A 20,899-nucleotide genomic window follows, 5' to 3' on the forward strand; every position below is an offset into this window, starting at 1 on the left:
TGCCTCCTCGGCGGGGTGTGCGTCGGTTTCCGTGGGCCGGCGCCGGCTAGCGGGTGCCGCCGGTTCCTTCGGCGAGCGAGCGGGCCTCGTCCGGCGTGGACTTCACGCTCCGGTCCAGCAGGGAGTCCAGGATCTCGCCGACCCTGATCGCGGTGTTGGACAGCAGGGCCGAGGTGATGCCGTGGGTGTGCTCCGTACCGCCCTGGAGGTAGATGCCGCAGTTCAGCGCGGCGTCGGTGGCGATGCGGTAGTCGCGCTCGACGCGGACCCGGCCTCCCTCGTCGCGCAGGCAGTACTCGGCGGCCTCGCCCAGGAGGCCCAGGGGGTCGGCCGGGCTGTAACCGGTGGCGAACACCACGACGTCCGCGTCGAGCACGGTCTCCTCGCCGGTGACGAGGGACTTCACGGTGGCGCGCACCGTGTCCGGGGTCTCCACGGCCTCGGTGAGGCGGGACACGTTGAGGAAGCGCAGCCGCTCGGTGCCGAGCACCTTCTCCTGGTACATCTGCCGGTACAGGTCGTCGATCAGGCCGATGTCGACCACGGAGTAGTTGGTGTTCCCGTGGTAGTCCATCAGCCGGCGCTTGACGCTCTCGGGCGCCTCGTAGAACGCGTCCACCGCGTCCGGGTCGAAGATCTTGTTGGCGAAGCTGCTGTCGTCGGCCGGGCTGTACCCGTAGCGGGAGAAGACGGCGCATATCTCGGCGTCGGGGAAGCGGCGGTGCAGGTAGGCGACGTTCTCGGCGGCACTCTGCCCGGCGCCCACGACGACGAAGCGGGAGGGCGACGTTCCGTCCAACTCGTCCACCCGGCTCAGCAGTTCGGAGTTGTGCCAGACGCGATCGCCGCGGTCGACGCCCTCGGGCATCAGCGGGCGCAGGCCCGTGCCGATGACCAGGTTGCGGGCGCGGTGGACCGTGAGCCCCTCCCCCGACCGGACGGTGACGTCCAGGAACTCCACGACGCCGTCCTCGACGACCTGGGTCACCCCGACGACCTCGTGGTCGTAGGAGACGAGGTCGTCCACCTGGGAGGCAGCCCACTCGAAGTAGTCGTGGAACTCGACCCGCAGCGGGAAGAGGTTCTTGTGGTTGATGAAGTCGATCAGGCGCCCCTTGCTCTTGAGGTAGCAGAGGAAGCTGAACTCACTGGCCGGGTTGCGGAGCGTCACCAGGTCCTTGAGGAACGAGACCTGCATGGTGGCGTCGTCGATGAGCATGCCCCGGTGCCAGCCGAAGGCCGGTTGCTGCTCGAAGAACTGGGCCGACACCGCTTCCCGCGTCCCGGAACGCGCGTTGTGCTCGCTGATCGCGATCGCCATGGCCACATTGGACGGGCCGAAGCCGATACCAATGAGGTCGTGGACCGGTGCTGCGTCGCCAGGACGAGCCTGTGACATGTCACTCCCATCGTGCGGGGAAGCCGCCTGTCGGATGTGGGGAACGGGCGAAGGACGGGCACGCCGAAACGACGACCCGATGAACTTAGGTGAGCCTAAGCTAATCAGTCAACGCTTGTCGACAGGCGCGATTCGGACACCTCCGGCACGAGGTCGCATCAACTGGGGCACCTCGCACTTCCGTTGCAAGATAAGGTAAGCCTTGCTTTACTTACCTGTCTTTGTTTCTACGTCGAGGAGGAACCCCATGCGGGTCGTCATGTTCGGTTACCAGACCTGGGGGCACCGCACCCTGCAAGCCCTTCTGGACTCCGAGCACGACGTGGTGCTGGTCGTCACCCACCCCAGAAGCGAGCACGCCTACGAGAAGATCTGGAGCGACTCCGTCGCCGATCTCGCCGAGGAGCACGGCGTCCCGGTCCTCATCCGCAACCGCCCGGACGACGACGAGCTGTACGAACGCCTGAAGGCGGCCGACCCCGACGTCATCGTCGCCAACAACTGGCGTACGTGGATCCCGCCGCGCATCTTCGCGCTCCCGCGCCGGGGCACCCTGAACGTGCACGACTCGCTGCTGCCGAAGTACGCGGGCTTCTCGCCGCTCATCTGGGCCCTCATCAACGGCGAGAGCGAGGTGGGCGTCACCGCGCACATGATGAACGACGAGCTGGACGCCGGCGACATCGTCCGGCAGGAGTCCGTCCCCGTCGGCCCCCGGGACACCGCCACCGACCTCTTCCACAAGACCGTGGACCTCATCGCCCCCGTCACGACCAAGGCGCTGGCCCTGATCGCGGACGGGCAGACGGAGTTCACCCCCCAGGACCGCTCGCAGGCCACGTTCTTCCACAAGCGCGCCGAGGAGGACATCCGGATCGACTGGACCTGGCCGGCCGAGGACCTGGAACGCCTCGTCCGCGCCCAGTCGGCCCCGTACCCCAGCGCCTTCGCCTTCCACCGGGGCAAGCGGATCGAGATCCTGGCCGCCGTGGTCTCCGAGGGGCGTTACGGCGGAACGCCCGGCCGGATCTTCTACCGCGAGGGCGAGGGCGTGGTCATCGTCGCCGGCGCCGACGCCCGCACCGGCCGCAACCACGGACTGGCCGTCACCCGGGTCCGCACCGAGGACGGCCGCGAGCTGCCCGCGACGGAGTACTTCACCTCCATGGGCGGCTACCTGACCAGCCGCCCCTGACCCCCGCACGGGTGTGCCCCCGGACCCTCGGATCCGCCGAGGCCGGGGGCACACCCGTGCCCGCCCGTCATGCCTCCCGGGGTCGCGTACGGGGCAGCCGCGTCGCGGCGGCCGCGGCGAACAGGCAGAAGCCGAGCACCCACCAGAAGGTGGCACCGAAGGCCGCGGGGACGTCCGCGCCGGTGGCGGCGAGCCGGTTCTCCAGGATCACCGCCACCGCCGCCGTGCCGACCGAACCGCCCACGGTGTTGAGGAGGTTGAGCGCACCGGCCGCCCGGGGCAGCTGCTCCGGCTCGATCCGGCTGTAGACGATGTTCATCACGGGCGCCCCGACCATCGACATCCCGAAGCCCCGCACCACCAGCGCCGAGGCGATCACCGCGTCCGGGACCCCGTGCCCCAGCCAGGTGAACGGGGCGGTCCCGGCGAGGATCAGCACGATTCCGGCCACCACCAGGGTCCTCGGCGCGACCTTGCTGATGGTCCGGTTGACGAGCACCGATCCGGCTGCGGCGCCCAGCCCCTGGGGGGCGAGCAGCAGCCCCGCCTCCCAGGCCGACATCCCCCGGCCCGACTGGAAGTACAGCGGCAGCAGGAACGTGGTGCCGAACACCGAGGCCCCGAGCACCACCAGCGCGAGCGCGGCGGCCCCGAAGGGCTGCCGGGCGAACAGCCGGGGGTCGACCAGCGGAACGGACCGGGTGCGCAGCCCGTGCACGGTGAACGCGCCCAGCATGACCACCCCGGCGACCACGCCGATCGTGGCCGGGACGGCGCGGTCGTGGGCGACTTCGGTCAGCCCGTACACCAGCACCGCGAGCCCCGGCGAGAGCAGCAGCGCCCCGCGCAGGTCGAACGCGGTCCGCTGCGGGGCCGGGGGCACCACGGGCACGTATCGGCGGGCCAGCAGGACCGCCGCCACGCCGATCGGCAGGTTGACCAGGAACAGCCAGGGCCACGGCGCGACCGCGAGCACGGAGCCCCCGGCGAGCGGCCCGAACACCGGCGAGAGCAGCGGGACCACGGCGACGACGCTGATCACCTTGCCGGTGCGCCCGGGGCCCGCGACCCGGGCGAGCAGCGCCTGCCCGGCCGCGGGGAGCAGGCCGCCGCCGAGCCCCTGGACCACCCGGAACGCGATGAGGCTGCTCGCCGACCAGGCCGAGGCGCACAGCACCGAGCCGATCAGGAACACCCCCACCGCCGCGAGCCAGACCCGCCGGCCGCCGAACCGGCCGGCCAGCCAGCCGGACGCGGGGACGGCGGCGACGACGGCGAGCAGGTACGCGCTGGAGACCCACTGGATCTCGGCGACGGACGCGCCGAACTCCTCGGTGAGCCGGTCGAGTCCGACGCTGACGATGGTGGCGTCGAGCGAGGCCATGAACGTGCCGAGGACCAGGATGAACGCGATCCGCAGCAGGTCCCGGTCCACGCGCTCGGCGGGCGGGGCGGGCGCCGTGGTCACCACTCCTCCAGGAGGCCGCGCACATCGGCGTCCAGGTGCCGCTCCATGGTCCGCAGCAGGTCGACCAGCTGCCCCGCGAGTCCGTCGGTGTCCGTGCCGGCCCGGTGGGCGAGCACACCCGTCCAGCCGTCGCCGTCCGGCATGACGGTCAGCGTGGCGGGGTGGTGGGTGGACTCCCGGAAGCGCGTGGCGAGCACGGTGAGTCCGGGGGCGGGTTCGCGCAGGCGGTCCGGGTCGACCGGGTAGTTCTCGAAGACCACCATGCTGTCGAAGAGCCTGCGCCGCCCGGTGAGCCGTTCCAGGTCGGAGAGGGCCACATGGTGGTGCTCGACCAAGTCGCGCTGGCGGGCCTGGAGGTCGGTGAGCGCGGCGGCCAGGGTGCCGGTGAGCCGGGCCCGGACCGGCACGGTGTTGGCGAGCAGGCCGATGATCTCCTCCACACCGTCGAGTGCCGGGGGCCGGCTCGACACCATGGCGCCGAAGCAGACGTCCGGCCGCCCGGAGCGCCGGGCCAGCAGCACCGACCAGGCGCCCTGCACCAGGGTGTTCGGGGTCAGTCCGTGCCGGGCGGCGAGCCGGGTGAGCCCGGCCACGAGCGCCGCGTCGAAGGTGATGACCTCGGGCTCCTGCCAGGCCGGGCCGCTCGCGTCGCCGCCCAGGTGGTCGCCCTCGGGCAGGCCCTCCAGCTCGGCCGCCCAGGCGTCGAGGTCCGGCTCGTGCTCCGCGCACCAGTCGAGGTAGTCCGCGAACGGGACGGGAGCCGGCAGCTCGGGGGCGGTCCCCCGGGTCCGCGCGGTGTACAGGGCGAAGAGCTCGCCGAGGATGCGCGGGGCCGACCAGCCGTCGGAGAGGGCGTGATGGCTGGTCAGGACCAGGTCGGCGCGCTCGGGTCCGAGCCGGATCACGGTGATCCGGTAGAGCGGGCCGCGGGCGAGGTCGAAGGGTTCGGCGAGATCGGCGGCCAGCACCTCGTCGGCCGGGGCGTCCGTGACCCGGAATCCAGGCCGGGGCGCCTCCGGGACGACCGCGAACGAGGCGGGGAACACCGCGCCCAGGTTGGGGTGCCGGGCCAGCAGGTCGTCGCCGGCCCCGCGCAGCGCCACGGTGTCGAGCGGGCCCGCGAGCGAGAACACCGACTGCACGGTGTACGGGTCGGGGTGCTCGGTGCGCGAGTGCCGCAGCATCACCTCCTGCAACGGGCTGAGCGGCTGCACGGCGGCGGCCGGCCGGTCCCCGAGCGCGACGTTCTCCGGCGCGGCGGCGACCCGCAGCAGCGCGGCCCTCAGGCGCTCCGCCAGCTCCTCGATCTCGGCGCCGGTGAACAGCGCCCGCGGCCAGGTGATCCGCACCCCGAGCGCGTCGTCGCGCACCAGGGCGTTGACCATGAGGCTGTACGGCAGGGGCATCGGGCCGGAGCCGTCGGAGCCGAGCGGGTCGGCGTCCGGGGCGGGCTGCCACGGCGTCTCGGTCTCCGGGGCGCCGGGGTACTGGCCGAGGTAGTTCCAGGCGATCTCGGGGCGGACCGGGTCGAGCAGGCCGGCCGTGGTGAGGATGCCATGGCCGAGGCCGTCGCCCTGGGCGCGCAGCCGGTCCCGGACCGCCCGCACGTCGTCGGAGGCGTCGAGCCGGACGGGATGGATCGCGGTGAACCAGCCGACGGTCTGGGAGAGGTCGACCTCGCGCGGCCGGCCGTGGCTCTCCAGGGCGACCAGCAGTTCCGGTGTGCCGCGCCAGTCGCGTACCGCCTGGGCGAGCGCCGTCAGCAGGACGGCGTCCGGGGTGGTGCGGTGGGCGGCGGGCAGGGTGGTGACCAGGGCGCGGGTGGTGTCCGCGTCGAGCCGGATCTCGTGGTGCGCGGCGGTGTCCACGGTGTCCCGGGCGGGGTCGAGCGGCCGGGTGAGCGGCTCGGTCGCGGTCATCCGCCGCCAGTGCGGGAGTTCGGCGCGCCGGTCGGACTCGCGCAGGGCGCGGGCCCAGCCGAGGAAGGACTGCCCGTGCCGGGTCAGCTCTCCCCCGTCGTGGGCGTGCCGGAGGTCGTCCAGGAGGATGCGCCAGGAGACGCCGTCGGCCACCAGGTGGTGGGCGACCAGGACGAGCCGGCCGGGGCGGTCGGGCCCGGCGTCCACCCAGACCGCGCGCAGCATCGGTCCGGTGCGCGGGTCCATCGCCTCGCGTGCGGCGGCGGTCGCCGCGTCGGCGGCGGCGCGCGGGTCGCCGTTCGCCGGGACGCGGCTCAGGACTTCGGCGCCGGTCACCTCGCCGGCCGACGGGATGTGCAACGCGTCGTCGCCGAGGCGGGCGCGCAGCACGTCGTGGCGGGCCAGCAGGGCGTCGAGCACGGCCTGCCAGCTCTTCTCGTCGCCGCCGGCCGGGACGCAGACCTCCACCCACTGGCAGAAGCCGTCGGCGGCCTTGCCCGCGCGGTGCAGCAGGTCCCGCATGACCGGGGTCAGCGGGGCGTCCCCGACGGCCGGGGCGGCCTCGGCGTCCAGGGCGTGGGCCCGGGCCGCGATACCGGCGACGGTCTCGCCGTCGAACACGTCCTTCGGGCTCAGTCCGAGCCCCCGGCGGCGGACCCGGGAGACCAGTTGGAGGGAGACGATGCTGTCGCCGCCGACGTCGAAGAAGTTGTCGTCGGGGCCGATGTCGTCGCGGCCCAGGACCTCCCGGAACACGGCGAGCAGCAGCGCCTCCGCCTCGGTGGCCGGTTCGCGCCGGGCGGCGGAGACGGTGGCGGGGGCGGGCAGCGCCGAGGCGTCGAGCTTTCCGCTGGGGCTCAGGGGCAGCCGGTCGAGTGGGACGAGCGCGGTGGGCACCATGTGGTCGGGCAGCCGCTCGGCGAGGTGTGCGCGCACCCCGGCGGTGTCCAGGTCGGCGTCGTCGGTCGGGATGACGTAGCCGACGAGCCGGCCCTCGCGCATCACGACGGCGCAGGCGCGGACGTCGGGGTGTCCGGTGAGGGCGGTCTCGATCTCCCCGAGCTCGACGCGGAAGCCGCGCACCTTGATCTGGTGGTCGGCGCGGCCGAGGAAGACCAGTTGCCCGTCGTTCCGCCACCGCACCAGGTCGCCCGTGCGGTACATGCGGGTGCCTGGCGGCCCGTACGGGTCGGCGACGAATGCCCCGGAGGTCAGGCCGGGGCGGCCGAGGTAGCCGCGGGCGACGCTCGGACCGCCGAGGTACAGCTCGCCGGTGACGCCGACGCCGACCGGCTGGAGTCCGCCGTCGAGCACGTAGGCGCGGACGTTCGGGTCGGGGCGGCCGATGGGCAGCGGTCCCTCGTCGTCCGGGTCGTAGTGCCAGGTGGTGGAGTTGATGGTGACCTCGGTGGGCCCGTAGGCGTTGAACAGCGCTCGGCGGCCCCGGCCCCAGCGGTGGGCGAGCTCCGGGTCGAGCCGTTCCGCGCCGACGACGAAGAACACGTCGGGGTCGACGGTGCGGTCGTCGGGCATGGCCGCGAGGAACGACGGGAGCAGGTTCACGCCGGTGACCCGGTGTTCCTGGATGTAGTCGAGGAGTTCGTCGCCGGGTACGCGCACCTCCTCGGGCGCGATGACCGACGTACCGCCGGACAGCAGCGGCACCATGGTCTGCCAGAACGCCACGTCGAAGCCGGTCGACGCGAAGTGCAGATAGCGGTCGTGCTCGGTGACGCCGACGACCTCCTCCTGGAGGGCGATCAGGTCGGGCACGCCCCGGTGGGTGACGCCGACGCCCTTGGGGCGGCCGGTGGTGCCCGAGGTGTAGATGACGTACGCGAGTGCGTCGTCGGTGAGGCGTGCGCGGGCCTCGGCCGGATCCGTGTCCGGTACGGCGGCGAGGGTGGCCGGGTCGTCCAGGCGCAGGACGGGGATCTCACGGTCGACGGGCGGTTCGGCGCCGGTCGTCACGACGGCCGCGGGTGCGATGTCGTCGAACATGTACGCGAGTCGTTCGCGCGGGTAGGCCGCGTCCATCGGCACGTACACGGCGCCCGCCTTGGCGACGCCGAAGAGGGCGACGGTCATCTCGATGTCCCGGCCGATGAGGACCGCGACGGGGTCCTGCGGCCGGACGCCGTGCGCGATGAGCGCGTGGGCGAGGCGGTTGGCCTGCCGGTCGAGTTCCTCGTACGAGAGGCTGCGGTCGCGGCAGACCAGCGCCTCGCCGCCGGGCTTGCGCCGGACCTGGCCGGCGAACTCGTCCAGCCAGTGGCCCCGTTCCTTCGCGGCGACGATCGCGGTGCCCGTGCGCAGCATGCGGGCGCGCTCGCCGGCGTCGAGGGCGGGCAGCGCGACGGCGGCCCTGTCCGGGTCCTCGGTGATCTCGTGCAGCAGGTTGCGCAGCCAGCGGCCGTAGTCGCGCACGGTGTCCCGGTCGAACGCGCCGGGCTGGTAGCCGAGGCCGACGGTGATCTCGTCGCCCGGGATCACGATGACCGTGAGCGCGTAGTGCGTGGCGTCCGTGATGTCGACGCCGGTGAGGTCGAGCCCGGGGGCGAGCGGGGTGCGGGTGCGGCTGGAGAGCGGGAAGTTCTCCATCACGAGCATGGTGTCGAAGAGTTCACCGATGCCCGCGGCCCGCTGGATGCCGGGCAGTCCGACGTGGTGGTGCTCGGCGAGGACGACGCTCTCCGCGTGCACCTGGGCCATGACCTCCGTGACCGTGCGGTCCGGGGTGTACCGGACCCGGACCGGGACGGTGGTGCCGAGCTGGCCGATCATCGCTTCGACGCCGTCGACCTCGGCGGGCCGGCCGGAGACGGGGCAGCCGAACACGACGTCGCGGCGGCCGGTGAGCCTGCCCAGGAGCAGGCCCCAGGCCGTCTGGAGGACCGTCGTCAGGGTGACGCCCCGCACCCGGGCGAAGGCGCGCAGCCGGTCGCTGAACTCGCGGCCCAGCTCGACGGTCTCCCGGCCCGGCCGCTCCACGGCGTTCCCGGTGCTCGCCGGGGCCAGCCGGGTCGCGTCCTCGACGCCCGCGAGCGCCTGACGCCAGGCGGCGACGGACGCCGCCTCGTCCCGGCCCGCCAGCCAGTGGAAGTACTCCGACAGTGGCGGGGAGACGGGTGCGGCGGGGCCGCCGCCGAGTTCCGCGTAGAGCGCGAGGAGGGTGCGGCCGACGATGGGCATCGACCAGCCGTCGAGCAGGGCGTGGTGGTTGGTGATGACGAGCTTGTGCTCGGCGGGCCCGACCCGGGAGAGCAGGAAGCGGATGAGCGGCGGCCGCGCCGGGTCGAAGGGGCGCGCCAGGTCGGCGCGGGCCGCTGCGGCGAAGTCGTCGTCCTGCCGCCATTCCAGGGCGACGTCGGCCGGAATCACCTGCACCACCTCGTCCCCGACGGTGCTCAGGTGGACGCGGAGCGCGGGGTGGCGGCGCAGCAGCTCATGGGCGGCGCGGGCCATCCGGTCCGGATCCAGCTCCCCGGACAGGGTGGTGACGGCCTGGACGACGTAGACATCGGTGTCCGTGTCGTCGCGGACCATGGTGTGGAAGGACAGTCCGAGCTGGAGCGGGGTGGCGGGCAGCACGTCGCTGACGCGGCCGGTGCGCTCCAGGGCGTCGATCGCGTCCTGGTCGAGGGCCACCAGGGGCAGGTCGGAGGGGGTGAGCCCGCCCGTGGTGTGCAGGGCGTGCGCGGCCAGCGCGTCGAGCGCGGCGGCCCAGCAGTCCTGGAGGGCGGCCAGGGCGTCGGGGCCCAGGACCTCGCCGGCGGCGGTCCACTCGACGGCGAGCCGGGGTGTGTCGCCCTCGTGGACGAAGCAGTTGAGGGCCAGCACCTGTTCGAGGGACTTGGCGGCGGGCTCGGTCACCGAGAACGCGTCGTGCTCGGGGAGCCGCCAGCCGTCCGCGGTCAATGGGGCGAACCTGCCGAGGTAGTTGAGCAGCACGTCCGGCGGCGGGACCGCCGACAGCTCCGGACCCGCCTCCGGGTCGAGGTGGCGCAGCACCCCGTAGCCGATGCCGTTGTCGGGGACGGCGCGGCGGGCTTCCTTGGCCGCGCGCAGCGTCGCGCGGACGTCGTCGGAGGCGGGTACGGGGACGGGGTACTCGCTGGTGAACCAGCCCACCGTGCGGGCCAGGTCGAGGTGTTCGCGGCCGTGGCCCTCCATGGTCACGGTGACGGTGTCGCCGCGCAGGCCCCAGCCTCGCAGGGCGAGGGCGAGGGCGGCGAGCAGGATCTCGTCCACCCCGGCCCGGTAGGCGGCGGGCAGCGTGGTGAGCAGGGCCTCGGTGGCCTCGGGCGAGGCGGTGGTGACCGAGCGCCGGGCGGTGGCCACGGTGTCGCGCACGGGGTCCAGGGGGCGGGCGCCGAGCCGCGACGCGGAGTCCAGGGCGGTCCGCCAGTGGGCGAGTTCACCGCGGCGGGCGCCGGTCCTGCCCTGGTCGGCGAGGGCCTGGGCGTGGCGGCGCCAGGAGGTGCCGACGGGTTCGAGGGCGCCGCCGGCGCAGGCGGTGTGCAGGTCGGGCAGCAGGACGCGCCAGGACACGCCGTCCATGGCGAGGTGGTGCACGACGACGACCAGCCGGTCCGGCGCGCCGTCGCCCGTACGCAGCAGGGCGGCGCGGACCAGGTCGCCGGTGCGCGGGTCGAGCTGTCCGGCGAGCCGCCGGGCCAGGGCGGTCATGTCGTCGCCGTCGGCCTCCGCTCCGGTGGCCTCTCCGGCCGCGACCTCCTCGACGGCGGCCCGGACCGTGCCCCGGGGCAGGATCTCCGGCTCGCCGGCCACCCGCAGCCGCAGCGCGTCGTGGTGGTCGATGACGGCCTGCATCCCCCGGGTCAGCCGGTCGGGGCTGAGCGCGTCCACGGAGAGGGCGGTCCACTGGGCGTATCCGGCGACCGTGTCGATGTCCGGGTGCGGGTCGAGCAGGGCGCGCACGATGGGCGGGGCGGGCACCGGGCCGACCGGCTCGTCCGCCGGTCCTGCCACGCCGTCCAGCTGCTCGGCGGAGGCGGCGAGGGCGGCGAAGGTGCGGCGGGCCAGCAGGTCCTTGGGGCGCAGGCCGAGGCCGAGGGCGCGCAGCCTGCTGCTGACGGTGATCGCGGTGATGCTGTCGCCGCCCAGGGTGAAGAAGTCGTCGTCCACGCTCACGCGTTCGAGGTCGAGCGCCTCGGCGAGGACGGTGCACAGCAGCCGTTCGCGTGCGGTGCCCGGTTCCCGGCCGCCGCCGGGCAGGGCGGGCGCGGGCAGGGCTGCGCGGTCGAGCTTGCCGTTGGGCGTGACGGGCAGGGCGTCGAGGACCACGACGGCGGCGGGGACCATGTGGTCGGGCAGCCGCTCGGCGAGCCGGGCGCGTGCCGCGTCCCCGGTGACGGAGGCGGACACGATGTAGCCGACGAGCCGGGAGGAGAGGACCCGCGCGGCCGCGGCGGTGACCCCGGGCAGGGCGGCGAGTGCCTCCTCGACCTCGCCGGTCTCCACCCGGTGGCCGCGGATCTTGACCTGTCCGTCGCCCCGGCCGCCGTACTCCAGGCCCCGGCCGGGCAGCCACCGGGCCCGGTCGCCGGTGCGGTACATCCGGTCGCCGGGGGCGCCGAAGGGGTCGGCGACGAAGCGTTCGGCGGTGGCCCCGGGCCGGCCGAGGTAGCCGCGGGCCAGGTGCGGTCCGGCCAGGTAGAGTTCGCCGGCCGTGCCGGGCGGGACGGGCTGGAGGGCGTTGTCCAGGACGTGGACCCGGGTGCCGGCGAGCGGGTGTCCGATGACCGGGTCGCCGCCGTCGATGCGGGCGGTGGTGGCGTCCACGGTCGCCTCGGTCGGCCCGTACATGTTGCGCGCGGCGATGCCCGACGCGGCGACGCGGCGCCACAGGGCGGGCGGGGTCGCCTCGCCGCCCAGGAGCAGCAGCGCCGGGGGCAGGTCGAGCAGGCCGGCGTCGATGAGCGGGGCGGCCATCGAGGGTGTGGTGTCGATGACGTCGATGCCGTCGCGGGCGTACGCGGCGAGCAGGGCGTCCGCGTCGCGGGCCGTGTCGGCGTCATACACGTGGAGTTCGTGCCCGCAGAGCAGCCAGATGAGGTGCTCGAAGGCGGAGTCGAAGGCGAAGGAGTAGGTGTGCGCGGCGCGCAGCCGGCGGCCGGTGGCCCGTTCGGCCTCCGCGACGACGGTCGCCCGCTGGTGGTGCAGCAGTGCGGCGAGTCCGCCGGCGCGCCCGAGCACGCCCTTGGGGCGGCCGGTCGATCCGGAGGTGTGGATGACGTAGGCCAGGTGCTCGGGGTGGCGGGGCCGGGAGAGTTCGGCGGTGGTCAGCGGGGTGCCGGAGAGGTCCGCGGCCTCGTCCAGGAGGGTCTTCCAGGGCAGTCCGTCGACCGTCCCGTCGGTGAGGACGAGGACCGGGCGGGTGTCCGCGACGAGTTCGCGCAGCCGCTCCGGCGGGTGTGCGGCGTCCAGCGGCAGGAAGGCGGCACCCGCGTCCAGGACGGCGAGCATGGCGACGACGGCGTCGGCCGAGCGGGGCAGGGCGAGCGCGACGACGTCCTCGGCTCCGACGCCCCGGGCGCGCAGGGCGCGGGCCACGCGGTGGACCCGGTCGGCGAGTCCGGCGGCGGTCAGCCGTTCGCCGCCGCAGACCAGGGCGGTGTTCCCGGGTCCGGCGGCGGTCATCGCGTCGAAGGCGGCGGGCACGTCGAGGGGCGTGCCGGGCAGGGCGGGCGGGCTCCACTCTGCGGGCAGCCCCTGGCCGGTGAGCGCGATCCGGGCGACGGGCAGCCCTTCGATGAGCCCGGCGAGCAGGGCGCGCAGCCCGGTCATCAGGCTGTCGACGGCCGCCTGGTCCTTGGCGCGGGCGTCCACCTCGAAGCCGAGCAGGAGCCCGCCGTCGCGGGTGGGCAGGACGCTGAGGCCCATGTCCTCGGGCGGGCCGCCCGCGACGTTGCGCATGACGCCGGCCGCCCCGGCGAAGTCGAGCGTCAGGTCGAACGCCTTGAGGTTGATGCCGCGTCCGTGCAGCAGCGCGCCGGCGCCGGGCACGCCGAGGTCGCGGGGCAGGTCCTCGCCCCGGTAGCGCTGGTGGTCGCGCATCTCGCGCATGGCGGCGGCGACGCGGCGGCTCAGGTCGCCGAGCCGGTCGTCGCCGCGCACGGTGACGCGCATCGGCAGCACGTTGACCGCCATGGCGGGCGTGCGCAGCGCGACGGAGCCGGTCCGGCACATCAGGGGCAGCGCGAAGACGACGTCGGTGCGGCCGAGCACGCGGTGCAGGAAGGCGGCGTAGCAGGCGATCAGGGCCTCGCCCCAGGCCACGCCCTCCGCGTCCGCGAAGGCGCGCAGGGCGGCGGTCTCCCCGGCGCTCAGGACGGCCCGCGCGGTGAGCGTACGGGCGGGTGCGCCGGCCGTCTCGGGCCCGTCGTGGGCGTCGACGTCGGGCAGCGGCGTGAAGCGCTCGACCCAGTAGGCACGGTCCTCGGCGGCCCGGTCGCTCTCGCGGTAGGCGGTGTCCTCGGCGACGAGCGCCGCGAACGCGCCGAAGGTGGGGCGGGGCGGTTCGGTGCCCCGGACGAGGGCGGTGTAGTGGGCGGCGGTGCGGCGGGCGAGCAGGGCCGCGGTGTAGCCGTCGAAGACGAGGTGGTGGCCGAGCTGGGTGTACCAGACCTCGCGGTCGGAGAGCCGGATGACGGTACGGGCGTACAGCGGGCGGTCCGTCATGCCGCGGCACGCCTCGGCGAGCCGGGCGCGCTCGGCGTCGACCAGTGCCTGGGCCGCGGCGGCGGGGTCGGCCTCGGCGCTGACGTCGACGAGCGGCGGGAGGGCGACGGGTTCGGTGCCGACGGCCTGGCGCGGGCCGTCGGGTGTCTCGTGGACCCTGAGCCGCAGGCTCTCGGCCTCCTCGGTGGCAGCCCGGACCGCCCGCGCGAGCGCGTCCGTGTCGACGGGTTCCTCTCCCGATATCTCGATCACGTCGCCGACCACGTAGTAGGGCGAGTCGGGTTCGATGCGCTGGGCGTTCCAGATGCCGAGTTGGGCGCCGGTCAGGGGGAGGAGGCCGTCCGGGGACACGCTCGCGGTGGTCAACTTACTCTCCTTGCAGGGTGGGGACGACCATCGGAGTGCCGGTCACGGGGTCCGGGACGACCACGCTGGGCAGGTCGAAGACGTCCTTGATCAGCGTGGCGTCCACGATGTCCGCGGGGTCGCCCTCGGCGACCACCTCTCCGGCCTTCATGGCCACCAGGTGGTCGGCGAACCGGCACGCCTGGTTGATGTCGTGCAGGACCGCGACGACGGTGCGGCCCTCGTTGCGCAGCCTGGCGAGCAGGCCGAGCAGTTGGTACTGGTGGGTGATGTCGAGGAACGAGGTGGGTTCGTCCAGCAGCAGGTAGGGCGTCTGCTGGGCGAGCACCATCGCCATCCAGACGCGTTGCCGCTGCCCGCCCGAGAGTTCCTGTACGGGCCGGTCCGCCAGGTCCGCGACGCCGGCGGCGGCCATGGCCCCGTCGACGGCCTGCTGGTCGCCGTCCGACCACAGGGCCAGCATCGACTGGTGCGGGAAGCGGCCCCGGGCCACGAGCTGCCGGACCTTGATGTCCTCCGGCGCCGTGGGGTCCTGGGGCAGGAAGCCGAGCTGCTTGGCCAGCGCCTTGGTGCCGAACGCGCCGACCTCGCGGCCGTCGAACTCCACCTGCCCGGCGTGCGGTTTGAGCAGCCGCACGAGCGCGCTCAACAGGGTCGACTTGCCGCAGGCGTTGGGGCCGACGATCGCGGTGAAAGCACCGTCGGGTATGTCGAGGGTGAGCCGTGTGGACACGACGCGGTCTCCGTAGCGCAGGGTGATCTCCCGCGCCGTCAGGCGTGCGGTCACGCGCGCCTCACCTCCTTGGTCAGCAGCCAGATCAGATAGCAACCGCCGATCGCGGTGCTCACGACGCCCACGGGCAGCGCGACCGGGGCCAGCAGCATCTGCGCCACCAGGTCCGCGCCCTGGAGCAGGACCGCCCCGGTCAGCGCTGCCGGGAGCAGCGGGATGCCGGCGGCGCCCGCGAGCCGGCGGCCGATCTGCGGCGCGGCCAGCGCGATGAACGCGATGGGCCCGGCCACGGCGGTCACCGTGGCGGTGCAGCCGACGCCGACCAGGACCATCAGCAGCCGCAGCCGGTCGAGTCCGACGCCGGTGGTCACGGCGACCGGGTCGCCGAGTGCCGCCTGGTGCATGGCGTGGGCCCGGGTGGTCATCAGGAGCAGCAGCACCGCGATGACGGCGAACGGGATGCCCAGGTCCTCCCAGCCGACGCCGTTGAGGGAGCCGGCGCTCCAGCCGACGGCGGCGATCGCCACCTCCAGCTCGGCGCGGAGCACGATCCACGAGTTGATCGCGGTCACCATCGCGTTGACGGCGATGCCGATGACCACCAGCCGGAGCCCGGAGAAGCCGTGTCCGAGCGCGAGCAGGTAGATGGCGGCGGCGACGACCAGCCCGCCGATCACGGAGCCGACGGCCAGCTGGGCGGAGGTGCCGGACAGCACGGTGAGGGCGACGAGGGCGCCGGTGTAGGCGCCGGCGTCGAGACCGATGACGTCGGGACTGCCCATGGGGTTGCGGGTGAGGTTCTGGAAGAGGGCGCCCGCGACACCGAGTGCCAGGCCGAAGACGACGCCGGCGAGCACGCGCGGCAGCCGCCAGTCCCGGATCACCACGGAGTGCTCCGAGCCGGTGAGGACGGCGAACACCCGGGAGGGCGACGACCATGACGCCCCGTAGCACAGCCCGAGCAAGCCGAGGGCCAGTATCAGGGCGACGAGCACCGCGACGAGCACGACCGTGCGGCGTTCGGCGCGCAGTCCGCGTATGTTCACAGCGACCCCGCCCCGTAGCGGCGGACCGCCCAGATCAGCATGGGGCCGCCGAGGAACGCGGTCACGATGGCCACCGGGACCTCGCCGGTCGGGAGCAGGACGCGGGAGGCCATGTCGGCCGCGAGCAGCAGGACCGGGCCGAGCACCATCGTGTAGCCGATCAGCCAGGGTACGGAGCCGGACGCCGGCCGGCGCGCGAGGTGCGGCACGATCAGCCCGACGAAGAGGATGGGCCCCGCCACCGCCGTCGCCGCCCCGCTGAGCACGGTGATGAGGACGAGGGTGACGGTCCGGACGCGGCCGACGTGGGCGCCGAGGGTGTGCGCCACGTTCTCGCCGAGCGTGAGGGCGTTGAGGGCCCTGCTCAGCAGCAGCGCACCGGCGAGGCAGACCGCGATGGCGGTCAACGGCCAGGCGAGCGGAGCCTGTTCGCGACCGGCCAGCGTGCCGACGGACCAGAATCGGTACACGTCGAAGGTGTCGGGGAGCATCAGCCGCAGACCGAGCGAGACGCCGCTCAGCACCGCGGTCAGCGCCACCCCCGTGAGCACCAGGCGCAGCGGTGAGCGGCGGCCGACCGCGGCGACGAGCACCGCCGCGGCCGCCGATCCGATCACGGCGAAACCGAGCTGTCCGGCCTGGCCGGCGGCCAGGCCGAGCGCGGACCCGATGGTGACGGCGAACCCGGCACCCGCGGTGACCCCGAGGATGCCGGGCTCGGCGAGCGGATTGCGGGCGAGCGTCTGGATGAGCGCGCCCGAGACGGCGAGGGCGGCGCCGACGGCGACGGCGAGCATCGCGCGCGGCGCCCGCACGTCCCGCACGATGACGTGGTCGTCGGTGCCGCGGTAGTCGAACAGCGCGCGCACGACTTCGCCGGGGGCGATGTGGCGGGCCCCGACGCCCATACTGAGGACGGCGAGAGCGGCCAGCAGGATCAGTCCGCCGATGAGCAGGGCGGTCTGCGGGACGGCCCGCCGGTCCCCCGCCGCGGACGCGCGGCCCGCGACGGTCACCGCTTCAGCAGCGGAGCGAGCGACTGGTCGACCGCGTCCAGGGTCATCAGGGCCTCGCCGTAGGTGGCGGCCTCGGTGTAGCGGAACGGGTAGACCTTGCCGGCCTTGACGGCCGGCAGGTTCTTCCAGAGCTTCGAGTCCAGGACGTACTGGACGGACGGCGGGACGCTGCCGTCGGCACTGACGGAGTAGGTCAGCGCGTCGGCCTCGCGGAAGGCGTCCGGCAGTTCCTCGATGGAGGGGTACTCGCTGACGGCCTGGGAGCCCGGGCCGGGCTTCTTGACCTTGCCGTAGTAGGTGGCGCCCAGGTCCTCGGCGATGTTGGTGCCCCAGGAGCCGTTGAACTCGCGCTGGAAGGTGCCCTTGGCGGCGTCACCGTACGCGCCGACGTGGCCGAGCTTCAGCTTGGGCAGAACGTCCTTGTACTTGGCGGCCAGTTCGGCGGCCTTGGTGTCGTACGCCTTCTTCTGGGCGTCGAACCGCTCCAGCGCGCCGGCCGCGTCGGCCTGCTTGCGGGAGAGGTCGCGCCAGGCGGACGGGAGGCTCGGGCCGATCGCCACGACGGGGGCGATGGACTTCAGCCGCTTCATGTCGATGTCGCCGAGCACGGGCGCCGGGACACCGATGACGATCAGGTCGGGCTCGGCCTCGGCGATGGCCTCGTAGTTGGTCTCGGCCGCCTGCTCGCCCGCCACCTTGGTGAGCTTCTTGTAGGTGGCGAGGTCTTCCTTGTTCATCATCGGCTCGCCGCGCTTCCACGACGAGATGCCGACCAGCGGTGCGTCGGCCTCGATCAGCGCGGGCACGGCATAGCCGGTGGCCACCACACGCTTCGGGTTCGCCGGGATCGTGATCGTGCCGTTGTCCGCGGTGAACGCCCGGGTCTCGGTCTTCTCCGAGGCGGAGTCCGACCCGCCGTCCGAGGAGGACCCGCATCCGGCCAGTACGAGGGCCAGCGCGACGGCGCCGACCAGGCCGGACGATCTGCGTATGGACATTCCGAAGCTCCTTGCTACTTAGGTAAGGCTCACCTTACTTGATGGCCTTTCGGGGAGACAACCCGCAGGTCGCGCCACCCGGTCCTGCGGTGGATCAGTGCTCGTGACCGTGGTCGTGGTCGTCCTCGTCGAAGTCCGCGACGCCCCGCTTCCAGTAGCCGGTGATGTCGTAGTCGGCCTTGTCCAGCCCGAGTTCGTCCCGGACCCAGCGGCGCAGCGGCTTGATCTGCCCCGCCTCACCGGCCACCCAGACGTACACCCGCTCCCCCTCGGGCACGGCGACGGACATCGCGGCCCGGGCCAGCGCTTCCCCGGAGCCGGCGGGCGCGCCGCCGCGGTGCAGCCAGTGGACCTCGACGCCCTCGGGCGCGGAGAGTCCGATCTCCTCGCCGGCGTCCGCGACTTCGACGAACGCCCAGCCCTTGGCGGTCCTCGGCAGCTCTTCCAGCCATCGCGCGACGGCGGGCAGGGCGGTGAGGTCCCCGACGAGCAGGTAGCGGTCGTAGGTGTGCGGGACGATCAGGCCGCCGGGTGGTCCGGCGACGTGGATGGTGTCGCCGGGCTGCGCCTTGCCGGCCCAGTCGGAGGCGAGTCCGCCCTCGTGGACGGCGATGTCGATGTCGATCTCGCGGGCGACGGGGTCGTAGCGGCGCACGGTGTACTCGCGCGAGGTGGGCAGCGGCCTGGGCCAGCGCAGCATCGCCCCGTTCCGCTCGGGCAGCCGCAGGGTGCCGTCCGGCTCCCGGAAGATCAGTTTCACGTGCTCGTCCGGGGCATGGGCCTCGAACCCCTCGGTGCCGGGGCCGCCCAGGGTCACCCGCAGCAGGCCCGCGCCGACGGCGGCCGTGCGCACGACCTCGGCCTCCCGGACGCCGATCGGATAGCCGACCTTCTCGGCGTGCAGCCCGGCGCGCACCTCGGCGATCCGGTCCAGATGACGGTCGCGGTGATCGGTGCGGCTCATGCGGCCCCACCCGCCAGCAGCGCCTGCCAGTGGCCGAGTTCGGGCTGCTCGAAGAGGTCGGGGAACTCCAGCGCGGTCGCCCCCGCCGCGCGCCAGCGCTCCACCAGGACCATGATCCGCATCGAGTCGAGACCGAGGTCGACCAGGTTCTCGTCGGGCGCGATCTCACCGGGCTCACAGCCCAGCAGTTCCGCGATGTCGGCCCTGACACGGTCGGGCGACAAGGTCTGACTCATGCGAGTACTCCTTGGTGGGTGGGCGCCGACGACGGGTCGGAGCGGAAGTGACGGTGCTTGCGGGGCCCGGCGTGACGCGCGCGAACAGCCGCCCAGGGCGGTGACGTTCACAGGGCGCGCGAACGTGCGGCCCGGCCCGCCGACGGGGCACGGCGCCCTCGGCGAAGGGTTGCGGAATCGACCACAGTCCCCCCTCAGGCCGAGGCAAGGCTAACCTAACATCGACACGCGCGACACGGGCACCCCGCCCGCCAACCAGGCCGCCGCGAGGCGCAGTTCGGACACCGGATCCATGACCCGAACCCCACCGCCCTCCTGCGCGAACAGTCAAACTTAGGTTACCCTCACCTAACCTACCGTAGGTGCTGCTCCGGGTGAAGACCCGCCGCAGGCATGCCGCCGCGCCGAACCGGCGCAGCCCTCAGCGCATCCTCATCCCTGGCCCCACCCCCGGGGCCATCGAGAAACGGAGTCCCCGTGTCGACGGCATCCCGAGTCGCCGCGCCCATACCCACGGCCCATCCGGCCACCGGGGCGGCCACCTCTCTCCTGGACGCCTACGCGCCCGGTGCCCGCTTCCTCGCCACCCCCGGACGCACCCTGCTGGCCCGGGGCGCGGCGCTCCACGTCCCGCACGGCGCACAACCGGTGGACCGGCGCGTGGCGGACACCCTGGCGGAGGCCACCGACGCCGGACAGCCGTCGCCGGTGGTGATGGGCGCGATCCCGTTCGACCACACGGAACCGGCCGCCCTGAGCGTGCCCGCCGAGCTGCGCACCGGCCCGCCGCTCACCTCCGACCCCCTCATCGCCCTGCCCTCGCCGGGGACGGACTCCCCCGGCTGGCGGATCCGGCCGGTGCCCGAACCGGAGGTCTACGCGAAGGGCGTGGCCTCGGCCGTGGAGCGGATGTGGCGCGGAGAGTTCAGCAAGGTCGTCCTCGCGCGCACCCTGGAGCTCACCTCGCCCGCGCCGCTGGACGTGCCCGCCATGCTCCAGCGCCTGGCCCGCCGCGACCCTTCCGGCTACACCTTCGCACTGCCCACCGGCCCCGGCCGCACCCTGATCGGCGCCAGCCCCGAACTCCTCGTCTCCCGCCGGGGCCGCCGGCTGGTCGCCAACCCGCTGGCGGGTTCCGCCCCGCGCAGCGACGACCTCGCGGAGGACGTCCGCCGCGCCGCCGCGCTCCTGGAGTCCGCGAAGGACCTCCACGAACACGCCGTCGTCGTGGACGCCGTGCACCAGGCGCTCGCCCCGCACTGCTCGGGGATGGCCGTGCCGCCCCGGCCGACGCTGATCCGCACCGCGACCATGTGGCACCTCTCCACCACGGTCACGGGCACGCTGAGCGACCCGGACACCTCCGCGCTCACGCTGGCCTGCGCCCTGCACCCCACCCCGGCCGTGTGCGGCACGCCGACGGCGACGGCCCGCCGGGTGCTGACCGAGACCGAGCCGTTCGACCGGGGCTTCTTCACGGGCGTGGTCGGCTGGGGCGACGCGCGGGGCGACGGGGAATGGGTCGTCACCATCCGTTGCGCCGAGGCGGAGGACCGCACGCTGCGCCTCTACGCCGGCGCGGGCGTCGTCGCCGCGTCCGAACCCGAGGCCGAGACCGCCGAGACGGCCGCGAAGTTCCGCACGTTCCTGAGCGCGGTGGGCGCCGAGCTCTGAACCCGCCGTGCTACGCGGCGAGTGCGGCGGGCTCGCCCAGCCGGGCGGCCGCCGTCCGCCAGGCGGCCGTGACGGCGATGCGGGCCTGTGCGATGGCCGTCGGGCCGTCGCCGTCGAGTCGCAGCGGCGGCCCGACGTGGACGTGCAGACGAGGGCGCCGCAGCGGGGCGGTCGCCAGACC

The 20,899-nt window shown here is 73.9% G+C and carries 11 protein-coding genes and 1 pseudogene; 2 read left to right on the top strand and 10 right to left on the bottom strand.

Annotated elements, in window-relative coordinates:
- Positions 1 to 46 precede the first annotated feature (46 nt).
- On the bottom strand, positions 47 to 1,399 hold the full coding sequence (locus G3I41_RS18215) for a lysine N(6)-hydroxylase/L-ornithine N(5)-oxygenase family protein (RefSeq protein WP_164401277.1): 1,353 nt from the start codon (positions 1,397 to 1,399) through the stop codon (positions 47 to 49).
- Between the two features lie 247 nt (positions 1,400 to 1,646).
- Here G3I41_RS18215 and G3I41_RS18220 point away from each other — a divergent pair, with 247 nt between their 5' ends.
- Positions 1,647 to 2,594: a methionyl-tRNA formyltransferase gene (locus G3I41_RS18220; protein WP_164401278.1), complete on the top strand. Its 948-nt coding sequence runs from the start codon at positions 1,647 to 1,649 to the stop codon at positions 2,592 to 2,594.
- Positions 2,595 to 2,661: 67 nt separating this feature from the next.
- Here G3I41_RS18220 and G3I41_RS18225 read toward each other — a convergent pair whose 3' ends face one another.
- From G3I41_RS18225 to G3I41_RS18260, 8 genes are all read right to left on the bottom strand, one after another.
- Positions 2,662 to 4,062: an MDR family MFS transporter gene (locus G3I41_RS18225; RefSeq protein ID WP_164401279.1), complete on the bottom strand. Its 1,401-nt coding sequence runs from the start codon at positions 4,060 to 4,062 to the stop codon at positions 2,662 to 2,664.
- Positions 4,059 to 14,051, bottom strand: a complete 9,993-nt coding sequence (locus tag G3I41_RS18230) for a non-ribosomal peptide synthetase (protein WP_164401280.1) — start codon at positions 14,049 to 14,051, stop codon at positions 4,059 to 4,061. Before G3I41_RS18230 ends, G3I41_RS18225 begins: the two co-directional genes overlap by 4 nt.
- A 1-nt stretch (position 14,052) precedes the next feature.
- Complete coding sequence (locus G3I41_RS18235; RefSeq protein WP_164401281.1) at positions 14,053 to 14,838, bottom strand: ABC transporter ATP-binding protein; 786 nt, start codon at positions 14,836 to 14,838, stop codon at positions 14,053 to 14,055.
- Positions 14,835 to 15,791: an iron chelate uptake ABC transporter family permease subunit gene (locus G3I41_RS18240; protein ID WP_343242163.1), complete on the bottom strand. Its 957-nt coding sequence runs from the start codon at positions 15,789 to 15,791 to the stop codon at positions 14,835 to 14,837. The genes G3I41_RS18235 and G3I41_RS18240 overlap by 4 nt, the downstream gene beginning before the upstream one ends.
- A 35-nt stretch (positions 15,792 to 15,826) precedes the next feature.
- Positions 15,827 to 16,846: an iron ABC transporter permease gene (locus tag G3I41_RS18245; protein ID WP_164401283.1), complete on the bottom strand. Its 1,020-nt coding sequence runs from the start codon at positions 16,844 to 16,846 to the stop codon at positions 15,827 to 15,829.
- Positions 16,843 to 17,844: an ABC transporter substrate-binding protein gene (locus tag G3I41_RS18250; protein WP_164401284.1), complete on the bottom strand. Its 1,002-nt coding sequence runs from the start codon at positions 17,842 to 17,844 to the stop codon at positions 16,843 to 16,845. Before G3I41_RS18250 ends, G3I41_RS18245 begins: the two co-directional genes overlap by 4 nt.
- Positions 17,845 to 17,938: 94 nt before the next feature.
- Positions 17,939 to 18,808 (bottom strand): siderophore-interacting protein, encoded by an 870-nt coding sequence (locus tag G3I41_RS18255; RefSeq protein WP_164401285.1) that lies wholly within the window; start codon positions 18,806 to 18,808, stop codon positions 17,939 to 17,941.
- Complete coding sequence (locus G3I41_RS18260; protein WP_164401286.1) at positions 18,805 to 19,044, bottom strand: phosphopantetheine-binding protein; 240 nt, start codon at positions 19,042 to 19,044, stop codon at positions 18,805 to 18,807. Before G3I41_RS18260 ends, G3I41_RS18255 begins: the two co-directional genes overlap by 4 nt.
- A gap of 477 nt (positions 19,045 to 19,521) precedes the next feature.
- Between G3I41_RS18260 and dhbC the strand changes: the two genes are divergently transcribed.
- Complete coding sequence (dhbC, locus tag G3I41_RS18265) at positions 19,522 to 20,718, top strand: isochorismate synthase DhbC (protein ID WP_164401287.1); 1,197 nt, start codon at positions 19,522 to 19,524, stop codon at positions 20,716 to 20,718.
- A 10-nt stretch (positions 20,719 to 20,728) separates the two neighbouring features.
- Here dhbC and G3I41_RS36900 read toward each other — a convergent pair.
- A pseudogene (locus G3I41_RS36900) lies at positions 20,729 to 20,899 on the bottom strand (1-acyl-sn-glycerol-3-phosphate acyltransferase); the annotation flags it as partial.

The organism is Streptomyces sp. SID9727 (assembly GCF_010550605.1).
In the GTDB taxonomy this organism is placed as follows: domain Bacteria; phylum Actinomycetota; class Actinomycetes; order Streptomycetales; family Streptomycetaceae; genus Streptomyces.